The 25455-nt window shown below is 66.8% G+C and carries 23 protein-coding genes; 7 read left to right on the top strand and 16 right to left on the bottom strand.

Annotated features, from left to right (window positions below; translation table 11 throughout):
* Positions 1-40 precede the first annotated feature (40 nt).
* Complete coding sequence (locus tag KF709_14510) at positions 41-889, bottom strand: hypothetical protein (GenBank protein MBX3175616.1); 849 nt, start codon at positions 887-889, stop codon at positions 41-43.
* 189 nt (positions 890-1078) lie between these two features.
* Here KF709_14510 and KF709_14505 point away from each other — a divergent pair, with 189 nt between their 5' ends.
* Genes KF709_14505 through KF709_14495 form a run of 3 tightly spaced genes read left to right on the top strand, consistent with a single transcriptional unit; the run spans position 1079 to position 5711 of the window.
* The gene (locus KF709_14505) at positions 1079-2863 is read left to right on the top strand and encodes an FAD-dependent oxidoreductase (GenBank protein MBX3175615.1); all 1785 of its coding nucleotides are present in this window, start codon (positions 1079-1081) and stop codon (positions 2861-2863) included.
* Positions 2860-4659 (top strand): 2-oxoacid:acceptor oxidoreductase subunit alpha, encoded by a 1800-nt coding sequence (locus KF709_14500; GenBank protein ID MBX3175614.1) that lies wholly within the window; start codon positions 2860-2862, stop codon positions 4657-4659. Before KF709_14505 ends, KF709_14500 begins: the two co-directional genes overlap by 4 nt.
* Positions 4656-5711 carry a 2-oxoacid:ferredoxin oxidoreductase subunit beta gene (locus tag KF709_14495; GenBank protein MBX3175613.1) on the top strand — a complete coding sequence of 352 codons (1056 nt, stop codon included), beginning with the start codon at positions 4656-4658 and terminating at the stop codon, positions 5709-5711. The genes KF709_14500 and KF709_14495 overlap by 4 nt, the downstream gene beginning before the upstream one ends.
* Here KF709_14495 and KF709_14490 read toward each other — a convergent pair.
* Positions 5708-6814 (bottom strand): hypothetical protein, encoded by a 1107-nt coding sequence (locus KF709_14490; protein ID MBX3175612.1) that lies wholly within the window; start codon positions 6812-6814, stop codon positions 5708-5710. The genes KF709_14495 and KF709_14490 overlap by 4 nt on opposite strands.
* 89 nt (positions 6815-6903) lie before the next feature.
* On the opposite strand from KF709_14490, the gene KF709_14485 reads away from it, so the two are divergent.
* On the top strand, positions 6904-7761 hold the full coding sequence (locus KF709_14485; GenBank protein MBX3175611.1) for a helix-turn-helix domain-containing protein: 858 nt from the start codon (positions 6904-6906) through the stop codon (positions 7759-7761).
* A gap of 60 nt (positions 7762-7821) precedes the next feature.
* On the opposite strand, the gene KF709_14480 is transcribed toward KF709_14485, so the two are convergent.
* Entirely contained in the window at positions 7822-8385 is a 564-nt protein-coding gene (locus KF709_14480; GenBank protein ID MBX3175610.1) for a hypothetical protein, read from the bottom strand.
* 25 nt (positions 8386-8410) lie between these two features.
* Here KF709_14480 and KF709_14475 point away from each other — a divergent pair, with 25 nt between their 5' ends.
* Entirely contained in the window at positions 8411-10579 is a 2169-nt protein-coding gene (locus KF709_14475; protein ID MBX3175609.1) for an Ig-like domain-containing protein, read from the top strand.
* Positions 10580-10652: 73 nt separating this feature from the next.
* Positions 10653-13766, top strand: a complete 3114-nt coding sequence (locus KF709_14470; GenBank protein ID MBX3175608.1) for a S9 family peptidase — start codon at positions 10653-10655, stop codon at positions 13764-13766.
* A 1-nt stretch (position 13767) separates the two neighbouring features.
* Here the strand turns inward: KF709_14470 and KF709_14465 are convergent, their stop codons facing one another.
* The 6 genes from KF709_14465 to mdh form a co-directional block, all read right to left on the bottom strand.
* Positions 13768-14151, bottom strand: coding sequence for a PIN domain-containing protein (locus tag KF709_14465; GenBank protein MBX3175607.1), 384 nt, complete (start codon positions 14149-14151; stop codon positions 13768-13770).
* The gene (locus tag KF709_14460; protein MBX3175606.1) at positions 14151-14438 is read right to left on the bottom strand and encodes a type II toxin-antitoxin system Phd/YefM family antitoxin; all 288 of its coding nucleotides are present in this window, start codon (positions 14436-14438) and stop codon (positions 14151-14153) included. The genes KF709_14465 and KF709_14460 overlap by 1 nt, the downstream gene beginning before the upstream one ends.
* Positions 14439-14591: 153 nt before the next feature.
* Complete coding sequence (locus KF709_14455; protein ID MBX3175605.1) at positions 14592-15365, bottom strand: succinate dehydrogenase/fumarate reductase iron-sulfur subunit; 774 nt, start codon at positions 15363-15365, stop codon at positions 14592-14594.
* A gap of 20 nt (positions 15366-15385) precedes the next feature.
* The gene (locus KF709_14450) at positions 15386-17308 is read right to left on the bottom strand and encodes a fumarate reductase/succinate dehydrogenase flavoprotein subunit (protein MBX3175604.1); all 1923 of its coding nucleotides are present in this window, start codon (positions 17306-17308) and stop codon (positions 15386-15388) included.
* Between the two features lie 12 nt (positions 17309-17320).
* Positions 17321-17977, bottom strand: a complete 657-nt coding sequence (locus KF709_14445; protein ID MBX3175603.1) for a succinate dehydrogenase cytochrome b subunit — start codon at positions 17975-17977, stop codon at positions 17321-17323.
* A gap of 29 nt (positions 17978-18006) precedes the next feature.
* Positions 18007-18936, bottom strand: a complete 930-nt coding sequence (mdh, locus tag KF709_14440; GenBank protein MBX3175602.1) for a malate dehydrogenase — start codon at positions 18934-18936, stop codon at positions 18007-18009.
* 456 nt (positions 18937-19392) lie between these two features.
* Between mdh and KF709_14435 the strand changes: the two genes are divergently transcribed.
* Complete coding sequence (locus tag KF709_14435; protein ID MBX3175601.1) at positions 19393-20595, top strand: hypothetical protein; 1203 nt, start codon at positions 19393-19395, stop codon at positions 20593-20595.
* A gap of 32 nt (positions 20596-20627) precedes the next feature.
* Here the strand turns inward: KF709_14435 and moaA are convergent, their stop codons facing one another.
* The 7 genes from moaA to tpiA form a co-directional block, all read right to left on the bottom strand.
* Positions 20628-21626: a GTP 3',8-cyclase MoaA gene (gene moaA / locus KF709_14430; protein MBX3175600.1), complete on the bottom strand. Its 999-nt coding sequence runs from the start codon at positions 21624-21626 to the stop codon at positions 20628-20630.
* Positions 21623-22105 carry a molybdenum cofactor biosynthesis protein MoaE gene (locus KF709_14425; protein ID MBX3175599.1) on the bottom strand — a complete coding sequence of 161 codons (483 nt, stop codon included), beginning with the start codon at positions 22103-22105 and terminating at the stop codon, positions 21623-21625. Before KF709_14425 ends, moaA begins: the two co-directional genes overlap by 4 nt.
* Positions 22106-22109: 4 nt before the next feature.
* Positions 22110-22391, bottom strand: coding sequence for a MoaD/ThiS family protein (locus KF709_14420; GenBank protein MBX3175598.1), 282 nt, complete (start codon positions 22389-22391; stop codon positions 22110-22112).
* A gap of 10 nt (positions 22392-22401) precedes the next feature.
* Positions 22402-22719, bottom strand: a complete 318-nt coding sequence (locus KF709_14415) for an integration host factor subunit beta (protein MBX3175597.1) — start codon at positions 22717-22719, stop codon at positions 22402-22404.
* 89 nt (positions 22720-22808) lie between these two features.
* A complete protein-coding gene (gene carA / locus KF709_14410; GenBank protein MBX3175596.1) occupies positions 22809-23936 on the bottom strand; it encodes a glutamine-hydrolyzing carbamoyl-phosphate synthase small subunit in 1128 nt (375 codons plus the stop codon).
* The gene (secG, locus tag KF709_14405) at positions 23933-24319 is read right to left on the bottom strand and encodes a preprotein translocase subunit SecG (GenBank protein MBX3175595.1); all 387 of its coding nucleotides are present in this window, start codon (positions 24317-24319) and stop codon (positions 23933-23935) included. The genes carA and secG overlap by 4 nt, the downstream gene beginning before the upstream one ends.
* A 119-nt stretch (positions 24320-24438) precedes the next feature.
* Positions 24439-25188, bottom strand: a complete 750-nt coding sequence (tpiA, locus tag KF709_14400) for a triose-phosphate isomerase (protein ID MBX3175594.1) — start codon at positions 25186-25188, stop codon at positions 24439-24441.
* Positions 25189-25455: the final 267 nt, after the last annotated feature.

Raw genomic sequence — 25455 nt, 5'->3', positions numbered from 1 at the left:
AGGCAATACGGAGTCTCGCAGCGACCTGGCGCCCGTGGCGTCAGGTCGCTGCGTCCGTACCGGCGCTGCCAAGGTCCATCCCGAAATACTGCGCCTCGCACTTCGGGCAGATGCCGTGCGTCAGCGACGCGTCGGTATGCTCGCTCACAAAGCGCTCAAGGCTCTCCCAGCCGCCGTCGCGGTCGCGGTCGCGCACCGACTTGCAGTACGCACAGATCGGGACATAACCCTTGAGCGCCTTGGCCAACGCGGCCTCCATCCGCTGCAGCGCGGCGTCGCGCTCGTTTGTCGCCCGACGGTGAAACACGAGCATGGCACCGATTCCCACCAATGACTGGGCCGCATCGGCGACGAGGAAGTAGGCCGTGGCGACTGACTGGTCCGCCATCCGCGAAACCCAGGGAAAGCTCGCGTTCACCAGTCCTATACACACGAGCGCATACACCACGAGGTAGGACTCGCGGCCCAACTCCCGCCGTCGTGCGAGCAGCATCCCTGCACTCGCGACGGTCGCGAGCCCGAACAGCAGATAGTGGGTGGCCCCGGCCTGACCGAAGGTGGCGACGGGTGCCGCGACCGCCTCCCACGCCAAGACCAGCCCGTCGGCGATGAAGAGCGCCTGGACAGCGGTCGGCATCGGGCGCTGCGCCAGCGCGAAGGCACCTGCGAGCAGGAAGTACCCCCGCGCGATCGCCAAGGCCGGCAGGACGACGTAGTACTCGCCGAACGACTCCGCGTCGGCCAGCAGCCCGTACGCATAGCGGACGAGAAAGAGCGCAAAGGCGACGGCCCAGTAGCCAAGCCAGTGCTCCCTGTACTTCCACCACATCAGGGCGAACACACCCATCAGGACGGTAGAACTGAGTAGGGGAGAAACGAGAACGTCCATGGAGCGACTCCCTGTTGCCGTTGCGCGTCGTCGGTCACACACAGTCTAGGCCACCCGACAGGCAAGGCCTGACAGGCAAATCCGCACAATCGTGTCAGTCGGATTCACTAAGTCTTGCCTCGGAACCCCGCTTGCCGAGCGGGCTTCCCTGCGCCACACTCCAGCGCAGACTCCCCGGAGGATTCCCTGATGGCGGCGACGAATGTCTCCGACCCGCGCTACTACCATAAGGTTGTGGACTGCCAGTGGGCCTGCCCGGCTCACACGAACGTCCCCGGCTACCTGCGGCTGATCGCCCTGGGCCGCTACGATGACTCGTATATGCTCAACCGCGAGTCGAACGTCTTTCCTGGAATCCTCGGTCGCACCTGCGACCGCCCCTGCGAACCGGCCTGTCGGCGCGGACGCGTGGAGGAGAAGCCGGTCGCCATCTGCCGCCTGAAGCGCGTGGCCGCCGACCGCCGCGGCGACATCACCGCGCGGCTGCCCAAGGCACCGGACAAGAAGAACGGGAAGAAGGTCGTCTGCGTGGGCGCGGGACCCGCCTCGCTCACCGTAGCGAACGACCTGCTGCCGCTGGGCTACGAGGTCACGATCCTCGAGCAACACGCCAAGCCCGGCGGCTTGATGCGCATCAACATCCCCGCCTTCCGACTGCCGGCGCAGGTCCTCGACGAGGAATGCGGCTACGTGATCGACATGGGCGCCGAGATGAAGTACGGCACGCGCGTCGACTCGCTCAAGGCGCTGCTCGCCGAGGGCTACGACGCCGTCTTCGTCGGCAGCGGCGCGCCCAAGGGCAAGGAGCTCGACATCCCCGGCCGCTGGGACGTGAAGGAGAACATCCACATCGGCATCGAGTGGCTCGCCAACGTGCACTTCGGGCACGTGGAGAAGATCGGCAAGCGCGTGCTGATCATCGGCGTGGGCAACACAGCGATGGACTGCTGCCGCACCGCCAAGCGCGTGGGCGCCACGGACGTCACGGTGGTCGCACGCCGCGGTCGCAAGCACTTCAAGGCCTCGCCTTGGGAGCTGGAGGACGCCGAGGAAGAGCAAGTCGACATCATCGAGAACCACGCGCCCAAGCGTTTTGTGATCGAAAACGGCAAGCTCGTGGGGATGGAGTTCGAGCAGCTCGAGTGGAGCGTGGACGCCAAGGGCAAGCAGGTGAGCACGGTGACCGGTACCGTGATCCTGCCCTGCGATGACGTGATCCTCGCGATTGGCCAGGACAACGCCTTCCCCTGGATCGAGCGCGACATCGGCCTCGAGTTCGATCCGAAATGGGACATGCCGGTGGTGGACAAGACCACGCACCAGAGCACGCTGCCCGGCGTCTTCTTCGGCGGCGACGCGGCCTGGGGCCCGGAGAACATCATCTGGGCGGTGGCGCACGGACACGCGGCGGCCATCTCCATCCATCAGCATTGCCAGGGCCAGCCGATCAGCGAGCGACCGCCACAAGGCATGACGCTCGTCAGCGCCAAGATGGGCATGCACAGCTGGGCGTACGACAACGACTACGACCCAGTGAAGCGCGCCAAGATGAAGCACGAGGAGCTGCAGAAGCGCGTCTCCGACATCGGCATCGAGGTGGAGTTGGGCTTCACGCCCGAGCAGGCCGTCGCCGAGGTGGGGCGCTGTCTCAACTGCGACATCCAGACGCACTTCACGGAAGATCTGTGCATCGAGTGCGATGCCTGCGTCGACGTCTGCCCCACGCGCTGCCTCACCATCACGACCAACGGCACGAGCGAGGATGACCTGCGCACGCGGCTCTCGGCGCCGGCCATCAATCCCCAGCAGGACATCTATGTGTCGGACGTGCTTCCACAGACCAAGCGCGTGATGGTGAAGGACGAGGACGTCTGCCTGCACTGCGGCCTCTGCGCCGAACGCTGTCCCACGGCGGCCTGGGACATGCGCACCTTCGACCTGCGCCTGCCCTACGCGACGAGGATGGCCGTATGAGCGGCGTGAACGACTTCGCCTTCAAGATGGGCACGGTGAACGGCACCGGCTCGGCGTCCGCCAACGGCCTGCTGATGCAGGCCATCTTCCGGATGGGCATCCCGGTCACGGGCAAGAATCTCTTCCCGTCGAACATCCAGGGCCTGCCGACCTGGTACGAGATCCGTGTGAGCAAGGATGGCCACACGGCGCGACCCTCCGAGGTGGACCTCGTGGTCGCGCTGAACCCGTCCACGTACGCGCGGGACGTCGCCTCGGTGCGCCCGGGCGGCTACCTGCTCTACGACTCCAGCTGGCCGCTCGACCCCGATCTAGTGCGCGAGGGCATCACGATCCTCGGTGTGCCTTTCGGGCAGATGTGCGTGGAGAACTTCGAGCGCGACCGTGACCGTACGCTGCTGCGCAACATCGTGTACGCGGGCTCGCTGGCGGCGCTGCTCAACATCGACATGGACATCATCGCGTCGATGCTGAATGAGAAGTTCGGCAAGAAGAAGCGGCTGCTCGACTTCAACCAGCTGGCCATCCGGCTCGGCTACGACTACGCCAAGGCGCACTTCACTTGCCCGCTGCCCTTCCATCTCGAGAAGATGGACGCGACACGCGACTCGATCCTGATGGACGGCAACACGGCCTGCGCGTTGGGCGCCGTGTACGCCGGTGCCACGGTCGGCGCCTGGTATCCGATTACGCCGGCAACGGCTCTGATGGAGGCCTTCAAGGCCTTCTGCGATGAACTTCGCGTGGATCCAGAGACCGGCAAGCATCGCTTCGCCATCCTGCAGGCCGAGGACGAGCTCGCCGCTGCCGGCATCGTCATTGGCGCGGGCTGGGCCGGCGCACGGGCGTTCACCAACACGTCCGGGCCTGGCATCTCGCTGATGCAGGAGTTCATTGGGCTGGCGTACTACACGGACATCCCGGCGGTCTTCGTGGACGTGCAGCGCTGCGGGCCCAGCACCGGCATGCCCACGCGCACGCAGCAGGCCGACCTGCTCTCGCTGGCCTTCGCCTCGCACGGTGACACAAAGCATCCGATCATCTTCCCAGCGAACCCGAAGGAATGCTTTGAGATGACGGTGCAGGCCTTCGACCTGGCCGAGCACTTCCAGACGCCGGTGTTCGTGGCATCGGACCTCGACATCGGCATGAATGACTGGATGGTGCCGCGGCTGAAGTGGGACGATTCATATCGTCCTGATCGCGGCAAGGTGCTGAGCGCCGAGGACTTGGAGAAGGTCCAGCGGTTCTCGCGGTACAAGGACGTGGACGGCGACGGAGTGGCGGCTCGCACGTTGCCGGGCATCGGCGGCAAGGGCGCGTACTTCGTGCGCGGCTCGGGCCACGACGAGCACGCGGCCTACACCGAAGACTCGGACGCGTACCAGGTCGTCGTGGATCGACTCAAGCGCAAGATCGAGGGCATGGCGGACCACCTCCCCGCCCCGATCATCGAACATCAGGGCGCGGCGACGATTGCGCTGGTGACCATCGGCGGCTGCGATGCTGCGGTGAGCGAGGCTGCAGAGCGCCTGCGGACCGACGGGATGCACGTGGACGTGATGCGCATCCGCGGATTCCCGTTCCATTCGGAAGTGCGTGCCTTCTTCGGCAAGCACGAGCACACTTTCGTGATCGAGCAGAACCGCGACGGCCAGCTGCGCACGCTGCTGACGATGGAGATCGGCGTGCCGCCGAACGAACTGATCCCGGTCTTGGACTACGGCGGCCTGCCGCTCTCGGCCGACACCGTGGTCAAGGCCGTGACCTCACACCTTGCCGGAGTCCCCGCGTGACCTCGATTGCCAAGCCTCCTGTTCGGCATCCCACGGCGCGCAAGAACGGCCTCGGGCTCACGCTGCGCGACTACGAGGGCGTGATGTCCACGCTCTGCGCCGGATGCGGCCACGACTCCGTGACCGCGGCCCTGGTGCAGGCCGCCTGGGAGCTCGAATTGCCGCCGCACCGCGCGGCCAAGATGAGCGGCATCGGCTGTTCGTCCAAGACCACCGCGTACTTCATGGAGCAGTCGCACGGCTTCAACTCCGTGCACGGGCGAATGCCCTCGGTGACCAGCGGCGCCAACGCGGCCAACCGCGCGCTCACGTACATCGGCATCTCCGGCGACGGCGATTCGCTGTCCATCGGGCTTGGACAGTTGGCGCACGCGATCCGTCGCGACGTGAACATGCTGTATGTGATCGAGAACAACGGCGTGTACGGCCTCACCAAGGGTCAGTTCTCGGCCAGCGCCGACGTTGGCTCCAAGAGCAAGAAGGGCGAGGCGAATGTGTCGGCGCCGATCGACCCGGTGCTGCTCGCGCTCACGCTCGGCGCGACCTATGTGGCGCGGTCGTTCTCGGGCGACAAGCAGCAGTTGGTGCCCATCCTCAAGGGCGCCATCGCGCACAAGGGCTTCGCATTGGTGGACGTGATTTCGCCCTGCGTGACCTTCAACGACCACGAGGGCAGCACCAAGAGCTACGCCTACACGCGGCAGCACGAGGTGGAGGCCGTGTCGGCGGACTTCGTGCCGCTGCAGCGGGAGATCACGCTGGAGCCCAGCGACGAGCTGGTGCGCACCGTGACCCTGCACGATGGAGGCCGCGTGCGGCTACGCGCGACCACCAAGGACTACGATCCCACCGACCGCGACTCCGCGCACGCGCACGTGCGGGCCTGCCAGAAGCGCGGGGAAATCGCGACTGGGCTGCTGTTTGTCTCCGAGACCTCGCAGGACATGCACGACGTGCTCAAGACCGTGGACACGCCGCTGGTGGACCTGCCGTACGAGCAGCTGTGTCCGGGCAGTGCGAAGCTGGAGCAGTTGATGGAGCGGTACCGCTAGGGCGCGGGCAGCAACCGCGCCCCATCCGCCGGCTCCAGCCGGCCCATCAGCGCCCAACCGCCGAAGCTGTCCACCACGGCGAGCAGGATCTCGTTCTCGCCAGGACGCAGTGGCAGCCAGACGGTGGCCTGGCTACGCGCGATCAGCCCTTCCTGCCGCGGCTCGTCAAAGCTGTAGTGCGCATCGCCGGCGAACACGGGACGTCCGTTGACGAAGACGGTCACGTAGTCGGAGTAGCCGAGGTAGAGGCGCTGCAGCTGCTCGCGATCGGCGCGGAGGACAAGTCGGGCGATGGCGGCGCCGACCGGGCGCGGGCGTGCCTGGTGCCGTCCGATGGCCAGCACGCCGCTGCGCTCGACGTTGTACGACGGCCAGTTCGCGCGGCCTTCGAGCGCCGCCGCCGGCAGTTCGGTCATCGCCGCGCGTTCACCGGCGAAACCCGGCGAGACCTGCCATCGCGTGATGTCGCCGGGTTCGCGTGCCGGGGCAGCGGGCGGCGCAGGCAACGCTTGGGCGAGCGCCCCGCGGCGCGCCTGGAAGTTGGCGAACGACGCCGTGCGCCGGCCCCGCAGTAGGCTGGTGTCGGGCGTTGACGCGCGCACGGCCACGTAGCCACTGCGCGGCGCGCGGGCGAGCGGGATCACCATCGCGGGCGTCGCACTGCGGTCCAGGTACAGCGCCGCCACCGCGCCCTGCAGATCCAGCCGCACGTGTGTCCATTTGTTGAGTTCGAAGCGTGGCCCTGCCGTGCCGCCCGGCCCGTGCCAGAGTTGCCAGTACGAGTCCCCGCGCCACACGGGGTTGTATTGCACCGCGTCCGGCAGCTCCGACTTGTGCGGCCGCAGGTAGATCTCCTCGAACTCCGTGTCCGATTCCATCCGGAACTGCAGGTACACAAACGAGCGGACGTCGGTCATCTCGACATCGAACTCGATGCTCCCGTCCATCAGTTGCAGGTCGCGGCGCGTTGCGCGTCCGTTGTCCACGCGGATGGCTGCGACGTCGCGATGGCGTTCGATGCCGATCGTGGGTCCGTCGAGCGTCCAGCCCGCGTCGACGGGGATGGCCTGGGCCTGCACGAGCAGGAGCAGTGTGGCGAGCATGGAATGGTCCCTGTGAGGTTGCCGGAGAATACCCGGGTGTTTCGTGGCCGCCCTCGTGCAAGACGCACCAGAACTGGTACTTTTCGCACATGGCCGAGTCCCCGACCCGCATCGACTTCCATCGCACCAAGTACGGCCCGGAGATCCTCATCGACATCGCGTGGATCCACGAGATGCCGACGTTTATCCACGAGGAGCCGCACTGGCTGTCGTTCTACGATGTCACGGTGATCACGAAGGGGCGAGGCTGGTTCTGGCTCGACGGCCACCGCTACCGCGTGGCGGCGGGACAACTGTTGTTCACCTCGCCGGGTCAGGTGCGGCGCTGGGAGGTGCGGGAGCTCGATGGGCTCTGCCTGTTCTTTCCCGCCACGTTCCTTGAGCAGTTCTTCAGCGACGCGGCGTTCCTGGAGCGTCTGCCCTACTTCCACGATGCGGGGCGTGCCGCGGCGGAGATCCCCGCCGCCCAGCGGCGGCGTCTTGAGCAGTCGTGGGGCGCAATGCGCCGTGAACTGCACGCGTGGCGCGATGACAGCGCCCACCTGCTCCGTGCCGGTCTCTACGAGCAGTTGGTGCATCTCGGGCGGCTCTACGGGCGCGCACACGGCACGGAGGCGACGCGCACCCCACATCGCCAAGTGTCAGCCTTTCGTCGCCTCGTCGACGAGCGCGCCACCGCCGCACACGGGCTGCGCGCCTACACGCGCACGCTGGGCATCAGCGCTGCGCACCTCACGCGGCTGTGCCGGCAGCACTTGGGCGCGACGGCCAAGCAGGTGATCGACGCGCGACTGGAGGTGCTCGCGAGGCGCGAGCTGCTTTATGGGGATCGGTCTGCCGCGCAGGTGGCGGCAGCGCTCGGGTTCCGCGATCCGAGCTACTTCGCGCGGTTCTTCAAGCGGCGCGTGGGCGTCTCGCCGGCTCGCTTTCGAGAGAGCACCGGCTAAGCGGTCGCGCGCGCCGCGACCTGTGCAATCGCGGCGCGCGCCACCAATGACTCGCGGGGCCTACGGCTTCGCCGTCAGGTATTCCGCCGGAATCGGGTTCGCCGGCGTCTCCGCCTCCCAGTAGATCGTCACCACCCACCAGCGCTTGCCGTCGTACCAGAGCTGGAAGGAGTTGATGCCGCGGGCGAACGGCGCCGCATCCTCCAGCGTGCGCTTGGAGTCGTAGGCGCTCATCAGGTGCACGATGTTGCCGTAGCGCTCGACCTTGCGGCCCAGCTCGCGCTCGAAGAAGCCACGCTCGAGTCCCGGCCCGTTGCGTGTGATGTACTCGTCCACGTTCCACACGAGCATTCCGCCTTCGCCGTTCGGCCGCTTGCCGGTGTAGATCAGCCGGGCCCCGGGCACGAAGAGCGCGCGAAAGCGGTCCCAATCGCGCTTCTGTCCCGCTGGTCCCGAAATCACGTCGTAGACGGCCGCCATGATCGCATCGATGCTCTCCACGTCAGCGGGCCGCGCGGACGGCGGTGGTGTCTGCGCGGCGGGCGAAGTGGCCTGTGCGCGGGCCGTGTCGGAGGGCGCCGCGATGAGTAGCGCAGCAGTGGCGAGCAAGAGGATTCGGCGCATTGGATCCAGTGTAGGAGTGGAAGAAATGTTCGCGCTGTCGGGCGAGGTCGCCCGCACCCAGTTGAGTACGGTACCGGCGCCGAAGGGTTTCCGCTGGCGGGCGTCAATTCCGCGCAGCAACTTGGTGGCCGTGCGCCACCTCCGCCATCTGGCCCGCGCCTGCACCGCGCCTCACCGCATCGCGGTCAGTAGTGTCGTGGCCGCGTGGCTGATTGGCGCCTGCACTCCGAACACAGACGCGCATCGCGTCGCTGCCGTGACCACCGATGTCTCGCTGCTCACCCTGTACATTGGTCCCGGCGGCGGCCAGACCCGCCAGCTGATCGCCACGCCCCGCGACGGGAACGGCGCGGCCCTCGAGGGACGAACCGTCACCTGGGCGTCGCTGAGCCCAAGCATCGTGAGCGTCTCGCCCACCGGGCTCGTGACGGCGCTCTCACTGGGCAGCGCCAGCATCACGGCCAGCAGCGGTGGCGCCCAAGGCGCCGTCTCGGTCACCGTCGTCCCAGTTCCCGTCGGGACCGTCAGCATCGCCGCGGATTCTATCGCCTTGCAGCGTTCCCCGCTGGCCGCGGGAAGCCTTGCGCTCGGTGTACAGCTCCGCGATTCCGCTGGGGTGGCTCTGGCGCCGAGGCCCGTGTTCTGGGCAAGCTCGGCACCGGACATCGCCGCAGTCTCCGCTGCCGGCGTCGTCTCCGCCGTGGGGAACGGCGAAGCGATCGTGCGGGTCAGCGTGGAGAGCGCCACCGACAGCGTGGTGGTGACCGTGACGGCCACGGACGACCTGCCCGACGGCTTCGACATCGCCATCGCCAGCGTGCGTTGGACGCAGGGCTCGCAGAACGAGTTGGGCAACATCCCGATGCTCCTCGGCGGCCGCGATGCGGCCGTGCTCGTGACCCTGAGTTCCCCGTCCGAGCTCAGCGTGGACGACGAGATCGAACTGCGCATCCTCGATGGACTCGGCGCTGTGCTCTGGGCCGACACCTTGAGTGCGCGGGTCGAGGCGGGCACCGCGTCGATGCTCGCGCCCAACGTCGAGTTCCTAGTGCCGAGCGCCGTGCTCCGGCTGGACCGCTCGTGGCAAGTCCGGCGCGACCCACGGGGGCTCTTGGCTGATGCAGACGCCGACACCGATGTGTATCCGGCGGATCCGCAGCCGCTCGACGCCATCGATCCGCCACCGCTGCGGATCCGCTTCGTACCCATCTCGCTGACTTCGCACGGTGGCGCAACCGGCGACGTGGATACCGGAAACGTCGAGGAGTATCTGCGCCTCGTGCGACAGATTGCGCCTGTCGGCCCGATCGAGGTGGAGGTTGGCCCCACCTTCGTCACGTCAACGTCGTTCGGTACGCCGCCGAGTGGCGGTGAGGGGAGCTTCTGGATTCCGGTGCTGAGCCAGCTTGACCAGGCGCGCGTGGCCAGTCCCACGCATTCCGATTGGTACTGGATGGGTGTGGTGCGTCCACCCTCGGGCTTCAACTTCACGGCCTTCGGGGGCTACGGGTACATCCCCGCGCTCGGCAGTAGCTACGGCGCCGGCACGCGCACGGCACTTGTCGTGCAGGTGGGTTGGTTCAATTACGAGCCCGGCACGCGTGAGCTGGTGATCCACGAACTCGGGCACAACCTCGGGCGATTCCACGCGCCTTGTGGTAGCGCGGCCGGCCCGGATCCCAGCTTTCCCATCGCGGATGGCCGCATCGGGGACGGCGGCAACGACACCTGGTCGTTCCAGCAGGCACTCACGGCGCGCGCCTATCCCGTGGCACCCAACACCGGCGATGTGATGGGCTATTGCTCGCCAAAGTGGTATGGTGCGTACAACTACGAGGGGATTGTCACGTTCCGCGGCAGCGCGACGGTCACACTGATGGCGGGCGGCACGCGCCGCGACCTGCTGTACGTGACGGGCGAGACTGACGGTCGCAGCATCAGCCTCCTGCCTCCGCGCTCAATGATGGGCGTCCCGTCCACACCTGATCCCAGCGGCGGCTGGACGGCGATTGGGCTGGATGCAGCTGGCGCTGAGCTCTTCCGCTTCCCGTTCGCGTTGGCGCGCTGGGACCACGAGCTGGAGCGGCGGCCTATCGCCGTCGGTGTACCGCTGGACGAGACACTACGCGAACGCCTTCGCGAGTTGCGCGTGGTCGGCCCGGGCGGGCTCGGCGCATCGCTCACCTTGCCCTAGGCGCCAGACACCGCATCGCGTAGCGATTCCGCGTGCGAGCGCGTAGCATCTAGCACCCTTTTCCCAGAACGCCATGCTTTCTCGCGTCCGTGTCCCCGCCCTCGTGGCCGCCGCGCTGCTCATCGGTGGCAACTCCGCCCACGCCCAGCGCGCCGACAACAACTCGCGCCCCGAGCGCCAGGAGCCGACTGGAAATCCGCAGCTCGGCCTGCCCTACGGCGCCGCGAACACGTCGCCGGTGTCCCGATGGACGCCGCCGGCATCGGTCGGGCGTCAACTGACCCTCGAGGACCTGCTCGGCTGGAAGAACATCCGGACGAATCTGCTCTCGAACGACGGCCGCTGGTTCGCGTACGAGATCGCGCCGAACGAGGGCGACGCCGAGGTGGTGATTCGCGGCACCGCAGCCAATGGGGCCGAGCAAAGGTTCCCCGTCGGGTCGCCGCCGAGTGGCGGCGGTGGGTTTGGCGGCAGTTCGCAGCTGCAGCTGAGCGGGAACAGCCGGTGGGCCGCGTTCCTCGTGCGTCCGGGTGAGGACGCCTCGCGCAACCGTGGCCGCGCGGGCACTGCCGGCGGCAGCGGCGGTGCCGCGGCGAGCGAAGGCGGCAGTAGCGCGGCCTCGACGGCGAAGCTCAAGGTGGTGAACCTGGCGGACGGCAGCGCGCGGGAGTTCGAGAACGTGCGTGCGTTCCGGTTCGCCGGTGACACGTCAAGTTGGATTGCGATTCATCACACGCCGCCCTCCAGCGGCGGTGGATCCGGTGGTGGTGGCGGGTCGGGCGGCAGCAGCGGTTCGGTCCTCGAGCTCGTGAACCTGAATGCGCCAAACGCGCCACCCACGCCGATTGCCAACGTGACGGAGTTCGCGTTCGACGATGCGGCCCTGTGGATGGCGTATGCCATCGCCTTGCCAGATGAGATCGGCAACTCGCTGCAGCTGCGCCGCCTGGCCACGGGCGAGACGCGCGCGCTGGATACCTACAAGGCCAACTATCGCCGGCTCACCTGGGGCGATTCACTCAGTGCGCTCGCCGCCCTGCGTGTCGATGCCGATTCCACGCGCACGCAGGACGAGATTGTCGCGGCGCTGGTGTGGCCGCGCGTCACCTCCGCCGACGTCGCGATCGTGGTCGACGCCAGCACGACAGGCGTACCCGCTGGTCGCGTGCTCAGCGACGACTACGCCATCGCGTTCAATCGCAGTGGCTCCGCCCTCTACCTCGGCCTGCGTGAACAGCGTCCGCCGCGCCCGACGGGCGGTGCCCGCGGCGCAGGCGGCAGCTCGAGCCCAGCCCCCGGCGCCGGCAGCGGTGGCCGCCAGGCCGCGGCGCCGCAGACCAGCGTCGACGTGCCGTCGCTGGTGCTGTGGCACTGGAAGGACACGCGCACGCAGTCCTCGCAGCAGGTACAGGAGAACAACGACCGCAACTTCGTGCACGTGGCGTCGTTCCAGATTGCGGGACGCAAGGTCGTGCCGCTCACCGACGACTCCCTGCGTGGCCTGCAGCGCGGCCCGCGCGACAGCTGGGGCGTCGCCAGCGACAACCGCCAGTACGAGCGCGAGGCCAATATCCGTGGCTTCTCGTACCGCGACCTCTACGCCGTGAACCTCGCCACCGGCGAGCGCAAGCTGATCCAGGCCAAGGTGCCCGGCGGCGGCTTCGGCTTCGGGGGCGGCAACGCGTTCTCGCCCGACAACTCCAAGTTCGCCTACTACGACACCGGCGACTGGAAGGTCTATGACTTCGCCAGCGGCCAGACGCGCACCGTCACGGCCGGCGTCGCGAACAACTTCTACGACGACGAGGACGACCACAATCAGGTGAAGCCGTCGGTGGGCGGCGCGCTGATTGGCTGGACGCGCGACAACGCCAGCCTCCTCGTGCGCGACAACTGGGACATCTGGCGTCTCTCGGCGACCGGTGGCCAGGCTCGGAATCTCACGGCCAACGGACGCACGCAGCACATCCGCTACTCGCAGCCCATCACCTGGGACAATCGCGACCGCCGTGGCATCGACCCTGCGGCCCCGATGTACGTGGAGACCTACGGCGAGTACACCAAGCGCGAAGGCCTCGTGCAACTGGACGTGGTCCGCGGCGGTGTGCGCGTGATCAGCGACGAGGACGCCAAGGTGGACTATCGGCGGGCGCGCGACGCCGAGGTGTGGACCGTGCGTCGTCAGTCGGCCGTGCTGTTCCCTGACTACCACGCCACCGACCGCGGCCTCACGAACGAGCGGCGGCTCACCGACGCCAACCCGCAGCAGGCCGAGGTGGCCTGGACGCCGGGCGTGCGGTTGATCGAGTACACCTGTGACAACAGCACGGCGCGTCGGCAGGCGGCGTTGTTCCTGCCGGCCGGCTACGAGCAGGGCAAGACCTACCCGATGCTCACGTACATCTACGAGCTGCTGTCGCAGAACGCGAACGTGTACCCGCAGCCCAACGCAACGCGCTACGCCAACGCCGGCGTGTACACCTCACGCGGCTACGCGTACCTGATGCCGGACATCACGTATCACCTGGACGATCCGGGCCGCAGCGCCGTGTGGTGCGTGGTGCCGGCCGTGAAAGCCGCCATCGCCACCGGGATGATCGACGCCGAGCGCGTGGGCCTGCAGGGGCACAGCTGGGGCGGCTACCAGACGACGTTCATCACCACGCAGACGGATGTCTTCAAGACTGCCGTGGCCGGCGCGCCGCTGACGGACATGGTCTCGATGTTCGGCTCCGTGTACTGGAACACCGGCAGCACGGACGGCTCGATCTTCATCGCCAGCCAGGGGCGTTTCACGGGCGGGCCGAACGAGGTGCCCGAGGCCTACATGCGCAACTCGCCGCAGGTGTTTGCGCAGAATCTGAAGATTCCGTTCATGATCCTGCACAACGACCGGGACGGCGCGGTGGACTTCAATCAGGGGATCACGTACTACAACCACCTGGTGCAGCTGAACAAGGAAGTGATCCTGCTGGAGTACGTGGGGGAGAACCACGGGTTGTCGCGGCCGGCGAACCAGAAGGACTATGCGCTCAGGATGACGGAGTGGTTTGATACGTTCCTGCGGGACCAGGAGCCGCCGGCTTGGCTGACGGATGGGATTCCACGTTTGAAGATGGAGTCGCATCTGAAGGATCGGCGGCCGATGACGGATAAGAAGGCGGAGGTGCCGCGGGTGGTGCCGTAGGCTACGGCTCGAGGCCAAGCGCGTCGGCCAGCCTTCGTTGGCGCTCGTCCAGCGTCACGAAGGCGAGGTCGATGCGGTGCGAGTCTCGAAACCACAGCGCGTTTGCGAGATGCCAGCAGTCGGCACCCTTCGCATAGCCGATGCGCAGCACCCGTCGGATCTCCCGCCGCAGTGGTCGAGGGGGCATCAGGAGATAGACGCCAGCAAGCCAAGCGTCAGCCTCGGGACTCCTTTCCGAGCGCGCGAGCGCCGAAGCCAGTTCTGCTTCAGTCAGGGCCGAGGTCACCACTCGGGCGGCGGACTTCAACCGCTTCCGCGCCGCATCGCGTTGCGGCTCCCGCAACGCCGACGCCACGAAGACAGACGTGTCGGCGTAGACGACCATCAGCGCCGTTCGTCCAGGAACCGCTGCAGCCCGCCTGGTGCCGCGCGGCCAACCCTTAGAGCGCCCGTCCAGGGCCTGCCGCCGACCAAGTGCGCCTCGCCGCGAGCCTCAAGGTCCGCGAAGACTTCCTCGACTGAGCGCGTGTCGGTTGCCTCCGACACCGGCCGAATCTCTACCGCCGGCTTCCCGTGCACGGTAATCGTGACCGGCTCCCCTCCCTCGCGCACGCGCCGCACGAGCTCGGAGAACTTCGCCTTCGCCTCGTAGAGGGAGTATTCCTTGGACATAGCCCCAAGTTAGCGCATTCTGACCAGACTGGTCAAACAATCGAACGCGGGCGGAATCCGGGGATTCCGCCCGCGCATCGTGTCGCAGGGTTCGACAGGTCAGGCCTGACGCGTCGACATGGCCAGGAATGCACCACGTCGCCTGGAGCGGCCTCAAGCCGCCCCCGACCACTCCTTCCCTTCACTCTTCGTCGCCAGCGCCAACGCATAATCCCGATTCATCATCTGGATAGCATCAATCGAAATCCCCTTCGGACAAGCCGCCATACACTCGCCAAACAGCGAGCAGCCGCCGAACCCTTCGAGATCCATCCGCGCCACCATCGCCAGCGCCCGCTTCTGCCGCTCCGGCTGACCCTGCGGCAACACGCCGAGATGCTGGATCTTGGCCGCCGTAAACAACGACGCCGAGGCATTCGGACAGGCCGCCACACAGGCCCCGCAGCCAATACAGGCCGCATTGTCCATCGCGAGGTCCGCGTCCGGCTTCCCGATCGGCAACGCGTTCGCATCCTGCGGCGTGCCCGTGGGTGCCGAGATGAACCCGCCGGCCTGGATGATGCGATCAAACGCGGTGCGGTCCACCACGAGATCCTTCATCACCGGGAAGGCCTTCGCGCGCCAAGGCTCGATGTAAATCGTGTCCCCGTCCTTGAAGCTGCGCATGTGCAGCTGGCAGGCGGTGGTCAGCGCCATCGGACCGTGCGCGGAACCGTTGATCATCATGCCGCAGCTGCCGCAGATGCCCTCACGACAGTCGTGGTCGAAGGCAATCGGTTCCTGCCCCTGCTCGATCAGCCGCTCGTTCACCACGTCGAGCATCTCGAGGAAGCTCATGTCGGGGCTGATGTCCTTGGCCGGGTAGGTCACCATCGACCCACCCGTCTCGGGCCCCGCCTGGCGCCACACGTGCAGCGTGACGTTCATCGTACCGGTCGCCGCGCCGCTCACTTGTAGCTCCGCGTGCTGAGGTGGACGTTTTCGAAGGTCAGCGGCTCCTTGTTCAGGATTGGCGCCTTCCCTTCCCCCGCGTATTCCCAGGCCGCCACGTAGGCGAACTGTTCGTCGTTGCGCTTGGCCTCGCCGTCTTCCGTCTGGTGCTCGCTGCGGAAGTGCCCGCCGCAGCTCTCCTCACGGTGCAGCGCGTCGATGCACATCAACTCGCCGAACTCTAGGAAGTCGGCCACGCGGCCGGCCTTCTCCAGCGACTGGTTGAGCTCCGTGCCGCTACCTGGCACGGTGACGTTCTGCCAGAACTCCTCGCGCAGCTTGGGGATCTCGGCGATGGCCTGCTTGAGCCCCGCCGCGTCGCGCGCCATCCCGCACTTCTCCCACATGATCTTGCCGAGCTCGCGGTGGAAGCTGTCCACCGTGCGCTTGCCCTTGATGTTGAGCAGGCGCTTGGTGCGCTCCTCGACGGCCGTCTTCGCGGCCTTGAACTCGGGATGCTCCGTCGTGACCTTCTCGAGCTTCGTGGTCGCGAGGTAATCACCAATCGTGTACGGGATCACGAAGTAACCGTCAGCGAGGCCCTGCATCAGCGCGCTGGCGCCGAGGCGGTTGGCGCCGTGGTCCGAGAAGTTGGCCTCGCCCAGCACGTGCAGGCCGGGGATGGTGCTCATCAGGTTGTAGTCCACCCAAAGGCCGCCCATCGTGTAGTGCACGGCCGGGTAGATGCGCATCGGCCGCTTGTAGGGGTCCTCGTCGGTGATGCGCTGGTACATCTCGAACAGATTGCCGTAGCGCTCCTCGATGGCCGGCTGGCCGAGTCGCTTGATGCTGTCGGCGAAATCGAGGTACACGCCACGCCCGCCGGGGCCCACGCCGCGGCCGTCATCGCAGGCTTCCTTCGCAGCACGCGAGGCGATGTCGCGCGGCGAGAGGTTGCCGAAGCTCGGATACTTCCGCTCGAGGTAGTAGTCGCGGTCCGCCTCAGGGATATCTCCCGGCTCCTTCCCCGCGTCCTCGGCGCGCTTGGGCACCCAGACGCGGCCGTCATTGCGCAGCGACTCCGACATCAGCGTCAGCTTGGACTGATGCTCGCCCGCCACGGGGATGCAGGTCGGGTGGATCTGCGTGTAGCAGGGATTCCCGAAGGCCGCACCCTTCTTGTAGGCCCGGTAAGCGGCCGTGACGTTGCAGCCCTTGGCGTTGGTCGAGAGGTAGAAGACGTTGCCGTAGCCGCCGGTGGCGAGGATCACCACATCGGCCGCGTGCGACTCAATCTCACCCGTGACCATGTCGCGCACGATGATGCCGCGAGCCTTGCCGTCCACGAGGACCAGCTCGAGCATCTCGTGGCGCGAGTACATCGTCACGCCGCCGCGGGCAATCTCCTTCTCCAGCGCCTGGTAGGCGCCAAGCAGTAGCTGCTGGCCCGTCTGGCCACGCGCGTAGAAGGTGCGCGAGACCTGCGCGCCACCGAACGAGCGGTTGGCCAGCAGGCCGCCGTACTCGCGCGCGAAGGGCACGCCCTGCGCCACACACTGGTCGATGATGTTCACCGACACCTGCGCAAGGCGGTACACGTTGGCTTCACGAGCACGGAAGTCCCCGCCCTTCACCGTGTCGTAAAAGAGCCGGAAGATCGAGTCGCCGTCGTTGCGATAGTTCTTGGCGGCGTTGATGCCACCCTGCGCAGCGATCGAGTGCGCGCGGCGCGGCGAGTCCTGGAAGCAGAAGCAGCTCACGTTGTAGCCGAGCTCGCTGAGCGTGGCGGCCGCCGAGGCGCCGGCGAGACCGGAGCCGACGACGATGACGCTGAACTTCCGCTTGTTGGCCGGGTTCACCAGCTTCATCTCGAAGCGGTGCTTGTCCCACTTCTCGGCGATGGGGCCGGACGGGATCTTGGCGTCGAGCTTGAGGGTCATTGTCGATCGCTCTTAGTTGACGATGCCGAGCATCACGCCGATCGGCACGATGATGAAGCCGGCCCACACCACGATGGCGACGCCGAGCGCAAGCTTGCGCTCCAGCGGCATCGGGTTCGGCTTGGCCACGCCCAGCGTACGGAATCCCGCCCAGACGCCGTGGTAGAGATGCAGGCCGAAGAACGACATCGCGACGATGTAGAACAGGCCCACCCACCACACGCGGAAGCCCAGCACCACGTTGCCGTATGCGCCGCCCTTGCTGAAGGCGGGGTGCAGCTGGCCCGTGGTGAAGTGCAGGATGTGGTAGATGAGGAAGAGCGCGAGGATCACGCCGCCCACGCGCATCGTGCGCGAAGCCAGCGTGGAGACCTGCGGGGTCTGCATCGCGTAGCCCTGCGGCCGCGCCTGGCGGGCCCGCATGGTCAACTGGTACGCGGAGATGATGTGCAGCACGGCCATGGTGAACAGGCCGGCCCGGGCGATCCACAGGAGCGGGCCCAACGACTGCAGCTTGTGCGCATAGTCGTTGAAGACGTCGGCACCGAGGAACACCTGCAGGTTCCCGGCCATGTGCGCGATGGCGAAGAGCACCAGTCCGATGCCCGTCACCGCCATCACCCACTTCTTGCCGATCGTCGAGTCCCAGAACTGCAGCAACAGGCGCATCAGCGTCCTCTGCGGGGGGAGTGCAGTTGTTAGAGCTTCACCACGGACATCGGCTCGCGGACGGCCTGCGCGCTCTTCTCCAGCGCCGCCTTCTCGTCGGCCGTCAGCTCCACCTCGATGACCTTCTCGAGACCCTTGCGACCGAGCTTGACCGGCACGCCGAGGAACAGCCCCTTCATGCCGTATTCGCCTTCCAGCCACGCCGAGCACGGCAGGATGCGCTTCTGGTCGTTCACGATCGCCTCGACCATCTGCACCGCGCCCGACGACGGCGCGTAGTACGCCGAGCCCGTCTTGAGGTGCTTCACGATCTCGGCGCCGCCGTTGCGCGTGCGGTCCACGATGGCATCCAGCGTGGCCTTGTCCATCAGCTGCGTGATGGGGATGCCGCTGACGCTCGTGTAGGAGATGAGCGGGACCATCGTGTCGCCGTGGCCGCCGAGCACCATGGCCTGGATGTCCTTGACGGAGCAGTCGAGCGCCGTGGCAAGGAAGGCGCGGTAGCGACCGGTGTCGAGCACGCCGGCCATGCCGATCACGCGCTCGCGCGGGAAGCCCGAGGCCTCCTTGGCCACCCAGCACATCACGTCGAGCGGGTTGGAGACGACGATGATGATGGCGTTGGGCGAGGTCTTGGCGACCTGCTCGCTCACCGACTTCACGATGCCGGCGTTGGTGTTCAGCAGGTCGTCGCGCGACATCCCCGGCTTGCGGGCGATGCCGGCGGTAATCACGACGATGTCCGAGCCGGCCGTCTCGTCGTAGCCGTTGGTGCCGATGACGCGGGAATCGAAGCCCTCAATCGGGGCCGACTGCCACTGGTCCAGGCCCTTGCCCTGCGGGATGCCCTCGGCCACGTCCACCATCACGACCGTGCGGGCCAGTTCCTTCTCGGCGATGCGCTGTGCAGCAGTGGCGCCGACGTTGCCGGCGCCGACGACGGTGATCTTTGGAACCATAAACTGTTATCAGACCTGAGGTTAAGGGAAGTCTCGTCGCGTGCTGCTCGGTGCGGAACCTACAACTGAATCGACGGCAGACCTCCTCCGCGGAGACTACGACGCCACAACCTCCATCGGAAACGCGCACCGCGAAGCTTGACAGCACGGGAGCCGATCTGCACTGTGAGCTTACCACGAAGGAAACTTAACTCAGGAGGCAAGAGTGAAGAAGCGCTTGCTCGTCGTTTTCTTGGGAGCCGTCCTCACATTCGCTCCAGCACCTGGGTCAGCGCGAGAGGCCGCCGGCGGCGTCTGCGTTGATTGCGTCAACTCCGACTGCTCTGACGGACCGGCCGGCGCCTGCCAGTGCACGGAGTCGATCATGATCACCTGCACGTATCGTGGTCAGTTCGTCTACCCAAACAAGACGTGCACGGCCAAAGCGCAAGAGTAGACCGTACTGAGGCCAGTTCTGTGATCGCCCGCCAGCGTTGCAAGAAGAAACGACTTCTGGCGGGAGCTGGGTTGCTGTGCCTGCTTGGCAGTCCCTGCGAGGCGCAGCGGTCTCAGGCCTCCGCCGGAACGCCGTCGGCCAATGCAGCGGCTGCGAGCACGTTGCCAGTGATATCGCTTGCGGCGAAGCCCGCCGTGGTCTTGGGCGCATCGGCGGACTCGACTTCCACCCACCTTCACCGCGTCGTCGGCGCACTTCTGCTTCGTAGCGGCGAGATCGTGGTTGCAGATGCGGGCAACCATCGGCTCGTGAGATTTCGCCAGGACGGCACCGTCGCGCAGGTCGTAGGTCGGCGCGGCAGCGGACCGGGCGAGTTTCGTCAGATCCGTGCGTTCGGTGAATGCGCAAACGGGGACTGGTTCGTGCAGGATGGAGGGAACGCAAGACTTTCGACGTTTTCTCCATTGGGCGATCTTCGCGCGGACCGAGTGCTTCCCGCTGGGGCGCTGTTCGATCCCATGATGTGGTGTTCAGGCAGCGGACGTGAACTCGTTCTCCTGAATCAGCTGAGGGACCCGGTTCAGCCAGGCCAGTACATCGCTTCGGACGCGGTCGTTGTCGCCACGAGCGGATCACAAATGGACACTCTCGTGACGGTGGGACGGCACGAGTATTACGTGGCGAGCAAAGTGTCCGCTCTCGCCGAGGTTCCCCTAGGCAGCAAGTCAATGGGCGCGGGATCTCGGGTGGGCAGTTTCGCGTGCATTTCCACGACGGGCCGATGCATCGGCTTCGATCAAAACGGAAAGCTGCACTCGGAGTTCATTGTCGCGGTTCCGCGCCAGCCGGTGTCTGACGCGGACTGGCGACTCGCTCTCGAGCTACATCTTGGGACCGAGCCCAGCGCGGAGTATCGTCGAGTTGCGCCGGCGGTTCTGGCCGAAATCCAGATGCGAATGCTGTTGCCGCGCTTCGACCGGATACTGACCGACGATCTTGGACGCCTTTGGGTTCGCACCACACAAGAGTATCGGGACCCCGTTGCGCAATGGCTTGTGCTGTCGCCGGATGGCCAATCTACGCACGCCATAGTGCGCGTGCCGCGGCGGATAGAGCTGCTTCGCGCCGGCTCGGACTACGCTATTGGCCTGCTACGCGACGACGACGACGTTGAGTCGGTTGGACTTTGGAGAATCGCTTCGATCGAACCTCCCTCCCAGTAGGCGTCTCGGCGCAACTACGAAAGCTGCAGGCTCTACCCTCCAATCTGAGATAGGGCCCGCAGCCCCCCAACCCTGAGCTGCAGCAGATTGTGCTCCTTGGGCTTTTCCTCCAGCGCCTTCACGAACAGCGGACGGAGTTCGGAACCGCCGCGCAGCGGGTCGCGGAGGTTCACCTCGTGGTCGCCGTAGAGGCAGGTGCGGAGGCGACCATCGGCGGTGAGACGCACGCGGTTGCAGCTGCCGCAGTAGGTGTGCGTCATCGGGGTGATCACGCCGACCGTGCCCGGGGCGCCGTCGAGCCGATAGTAGGTCGCGGGGCCGTTCCCGCGGGCCGGGCCCTCGCTGGGGGCCAGCGCGCCGAGGCGCCTGATGCGACCCAGCACCTCGTCGCTCGGCACGATGTGGCCGTCGGTGAGGTGCGCCATCTCTCCGACCGGCATCAGCTCGATGAAGCGCACGTGCACCGGGTGGCGCTGGGTGAGCGCGGCGAAGGCCTCGACCTCGTCGTCGTTCACGCCGCGCATCACGACCATGTTGAGCTTCACGGGCTCGAGGCCTGCGTCCACGGCGGCGGCGATGGCCGACTCCGGCTCGAAGCCGAGGTTGCGGCGGGCGATCTGCGCGATACGCTCGGGCTGCAGGGAGTCAGCCGAGACGTTCACGCGGTCGAGGCCGGCGGACTTCAACTCGCGGGCCATGGCCGGGAGCTTCACGCCGTTCGTCGAGAGCGCGATGTCCTCGATGCCCGGCACGTCGCGCAGCATCCCGATGAGCCGCACGAGGTCGGGGCGAATGGTCGGCTCGCCGCCCGTAATGCGCAGCCGGCGCAGGCCCAGGGGCGCGAGCTGCTCGACAATCCCCGTGATCTCCTCGTAGGTGAGGATGTCCTGCTTCGGCAGCCACGGCAGTCCCTGCTCCGGCATGCAATAGACGCAGCGGAAGTTGCAGCGGTCGGTGATCGAGATGCGGAGGTACTCGATCGCGCGGCCGAACTGGTCGCGGAGTGCCGGGGACTGGGCCGCGCCCGTCACTTCACGCCCTCCCCAGCGGCCGCTGCCGTGGTGCCAGCGGGCGCAGCGTCAGCCGGCACGGCCCCGCCCTGATTGTCCACCCACACGCGCTCCCCGTCGGCGTAGTGCTCGCGCTTCCACACGGGCACGCGCTTCTTGAGCTCCTCGATCAGATAGCGCTGGGCATCCATCGCACTGGCACGCCGCTCGTGCGACACCGCGATCACGATGCTGGCCTCGCCCAGCGCCAGCGTGCCGACGCGGTGCTCAACCACGATGTGCTCGCTGCCAAACCGCGCCATAGCTTCCTCGCACATCGTGCGCATCTCGCGCTCCGCCATCGGCCCGTACGCCGAGTAGTCGATGCCCGTGACCTCGCGGCCCTGGTTCGTTCGGCGAACGGTGCCGACGAAGAGCGTGCTCGCCCCGGAGCCCAGCGACGCGACCTCGGCGAGCAGTGCCGTCGGGTCGAGCGGATGGTCGACGATCGCCACGCGCACGGACTTAGCCTCCCGCCACGGGCGGGATGATGGCCAGCTCGTCGCCGGCCTTCAGCACGACATCCGGCTTGGCATAGCGCTGGTTCACGGCGACCAATGGCTTCGGGAGGGGCCGCGCGGCGCCGGAAGGGCCCGTCGCGCCAACGGATGAGTCGGGAGCGGAAGCAGTCCGGGCCAGAAGCGCGTCGAGGAGGTCCGCGACGCGGGCCCCCTCGGGCAACTCAACGCTCACCTGTGGGCCAAGCGCGTCCGACCAGGACGCGAAGAGCAGGACCGTATGGGTCATGGAGAGGGCCTCAGCCCTCGTCCGGGACCATCTCCAGGTCGGCGACCAGGGCCCGCAACTCCTTGCTGGGCTTGAACACCGGCACCGGACGGGCCGAGACCTCGACCGGCTCGCCCGTGCGCGGATTGCGCGCCATGCGGGTCTTCCGGTTGCGGATCTTGAACGTGCCAAAGCCGCGGACCTCGATGTTCCGCTGCTCCTTGAGCGCGTCCTTGATGGCATCGAGGAAGGAATCCACCACGCGGGCGCAGTCCTTCTTGGAAATCATCGGCCCAGAGGTCTGGGCGATGGCCTCCGTCACGCGCTCCACGAGATCCGCTTTTGTCATCGACATACCGAGGATGGGTTGGCGGCCGAAATGCCGTAAGTGCCCAAAGGTTATGACGTTACCTGTTGAGTGTCAAGCGGTTGCACGACTCAACGGGCTGCGGCCAAGGCCCCCAGAAACTCGTCAAAATGGGGAACGGCGTCGTGCGGACCGGGTGCGGCCTCGGGGTGATACTGAACCCCGAACACGGGCTTGGACCTGTGGCGCAGACCCTCGACGGTGCCGTCGTTCAGGTTCAGGTGTGTCACCTCAAGGTCCGGCGCGCCCGGGATGCCATCGGCAGAGCCCTCGACGGCGAAGCCATGGTTCTGGCTGGTGATCAGCACGTCGCCCGTCGCCAAGTCCTTGACGGGGTGGTTCCCGCCCCTGTGGCCATACGGCAGCTTCGTGGTGCGGCCGCCAAACGTGATGCCCAGGAGTTGATGCCCGAGGCAGATGCCAAACACAGGCACGCCCGAATCCACAATCTCCTTGATGGCCTTGGGCGCATACTCCACGGCCTCCGGATCACCCGGGCCATTCGAGAGGAACACGCCGTCGGGCTTCTCCGCCAGCACGTCCTTGGCCGGCGTGGTCGAGGGCACCACGGTGATGCGGCAGCCGCGGTTCTCGAACATCCGCAGGATGTTGCGCTTGATGCCGTAGTCGTAGGCGACGATGTGGTGCGGCGCCTTGGGATCTCCCCAGAGGTAGCGCTCCTTGGTCGTCACCCGGGAGGCCAGATCCTGGCCCGCCATGGACGGACAGGCCGCCAACTCCGCGCGGTCAGCGTCCGTTGGCTCAACGCCCATGCCAATCAGGCCGCGCATGACACCAACCGTCCTCAAGTGACGCGTGAGGCGACGCGTGTCAACTTCCGACAGCACAGGCACATCGGACTCGGCGAGCCAAGGGCCGAGACCCTGCTCCGCCCGCCAGTTCGAGTATGGCTGCGAGATCTCGCGAACCACCACGCCAGCCACCTGCGGCTGCGCGGACTCGGGGTCCTCGGAGTTCACGCCGTAGTTGCCGATCATCGGCGCCGTCATCACCACGATCTGGCCGCGATAGGACGGGTCGGTAAAGGTCTCTTGGTAGCCGCTCATCGAGGTCGTGAACACCACCTCGGCCACGGCGGGGGTCTTCAGGGGCGCGTGGAGACGGCCAAGAAAAAGGGTTCCGTCCTCGAGGAGGAGGAACCCAGGTTCGTCGAACTGGTTCGAGTACGTCGCGGTCACGGCTGCGGCGGAGGGGTCGTCGGGGTCGTGGGCGCCGCCTCAAGCGGCACGGCGGACTGCACACCAGGCTGGGCGCCAGGCTGCGCGACCGGCGCGGTCTGCGCCGAGGGCGTCAGCGCCTGGTCGAGGATCGAGGTCGGCACGCGCGAGCGCGTGGACATGATCTGCAGGATGAACGCGAGGCCGATGAAGATGCCGCCGGCCCACCAGCTGGTCTTGGTCAGGAGGTTGCCCGCCTGACGGGTGCCGAGGAAGGAATCGGACGAGGAGGACGAGCCACCAAAGCTCGCGGCCAGTCCGCCGCCCTTGCCGGCCTGCAGCAGCACGGCCGCGGCGAGCACCAGCGCATCGATGATCAGAACGACGAGAAGAAACGAATACACAGACGGTCCCGAGGGATGGTCAGACGAGGTAAGCCTTGAAGAATACCGGAGTTAGCTCGCTCGGTCAACTGCGCGCCGTGGCGGCCACAAAACGGCCAGTCGACGGCGTTCCGCGGGCCTCAGCTTCTCACGATCGTCAGCCATTGCTCCGCGTCGAGGCTGGCGCCGCCTACGAGCACGCCGTCCACGTCGTCCACGGCCACGAGGGCCTCGACGTTGGAGCGATTCACGGAGCCGCCATACAGAATCGGGATCGCCCCGCCCCGCTCTCCGACGAGCGATACGAGCTCGGCGCGGATCTTTGTGTGCACCTCGGCGGCGTCGTCCGGGGTCGCCGTCTTGCCGGTGCCGATGGCCCACACGGGCTCGTAGGCAACCATTGACGTGGCGATGGCGCCCGGTTCGATCTCGGCGAAGCCGGCGCGCAGTTGACGCAGCACGACGTCGATAGTCTGCCCGGCCTCGCGCTCCTCGAGCTTCTCACCGACGCAGAGTACGGGAGTGAGGCCAGCGCGCACGGCGGCCGCGACCTTCTTGCCGGTCTCGGCGTCGGTCTCGCCAAAGACGTGGCGCCGCTCGGAGTGCCCCACGAGCGCATAGCGCGCGCCGGCGGCTCGCGCGAGCGGCCCCGAGGTCTCACCCGTGAACGCGCCCTTGTCCTCCCAATACAGGTTCTGCACGCCGGCGGAGAGATCCGAGCGCTGCTTCACCGCGGCGACGACAACGTGCAGCGCCACAGGCGACGGAAAGAAGATGACGCGCCGGTCCTGCTGCCGCGCGTACTGCGCGGTGAACGTGCGCATAAACGCCTCGGCGTCGGCCGGGGCCTGGTTCATCTTCCAATTGGCGGCGAATACGAGGGACTTCATGTGTGGCTTGCTGGCTTCGGGACTTGGATGGGAACTGCTTTGCCACAGAGGCACAGAGGCACAGAGAACTGCAACCGCGAATGCAACTGCAACTGCCTTGCCAAAGGGAGTGCGGGGATGGCGCGGCTCGGTATCGCAAGCAGCGGCGCGCGCTGACGTTCACCAAGAAAAGTATGTCGAATCGAGCCGCAGGTTACGAGCAGTCCGAGAGGTCCAAGCATCCCGCCCCCTCTGTGTCTTGTATGTCTCCCAAGGTACGTGGTACAT

The sequence above is a fragment of the Gemmatimonadaceae bacterium genome, assembly GCA_019637445.1.
Taxonomy (GTDB): Bacteria; Gemmatimonadota; Gemmatimonadetes; order Gemmatimonadales; family Gemmatimonadaceae; genus Pseudogemmatithrix.
This window is presented reverse-complemented; position numbering and strand designations above follow the sequence as displayed.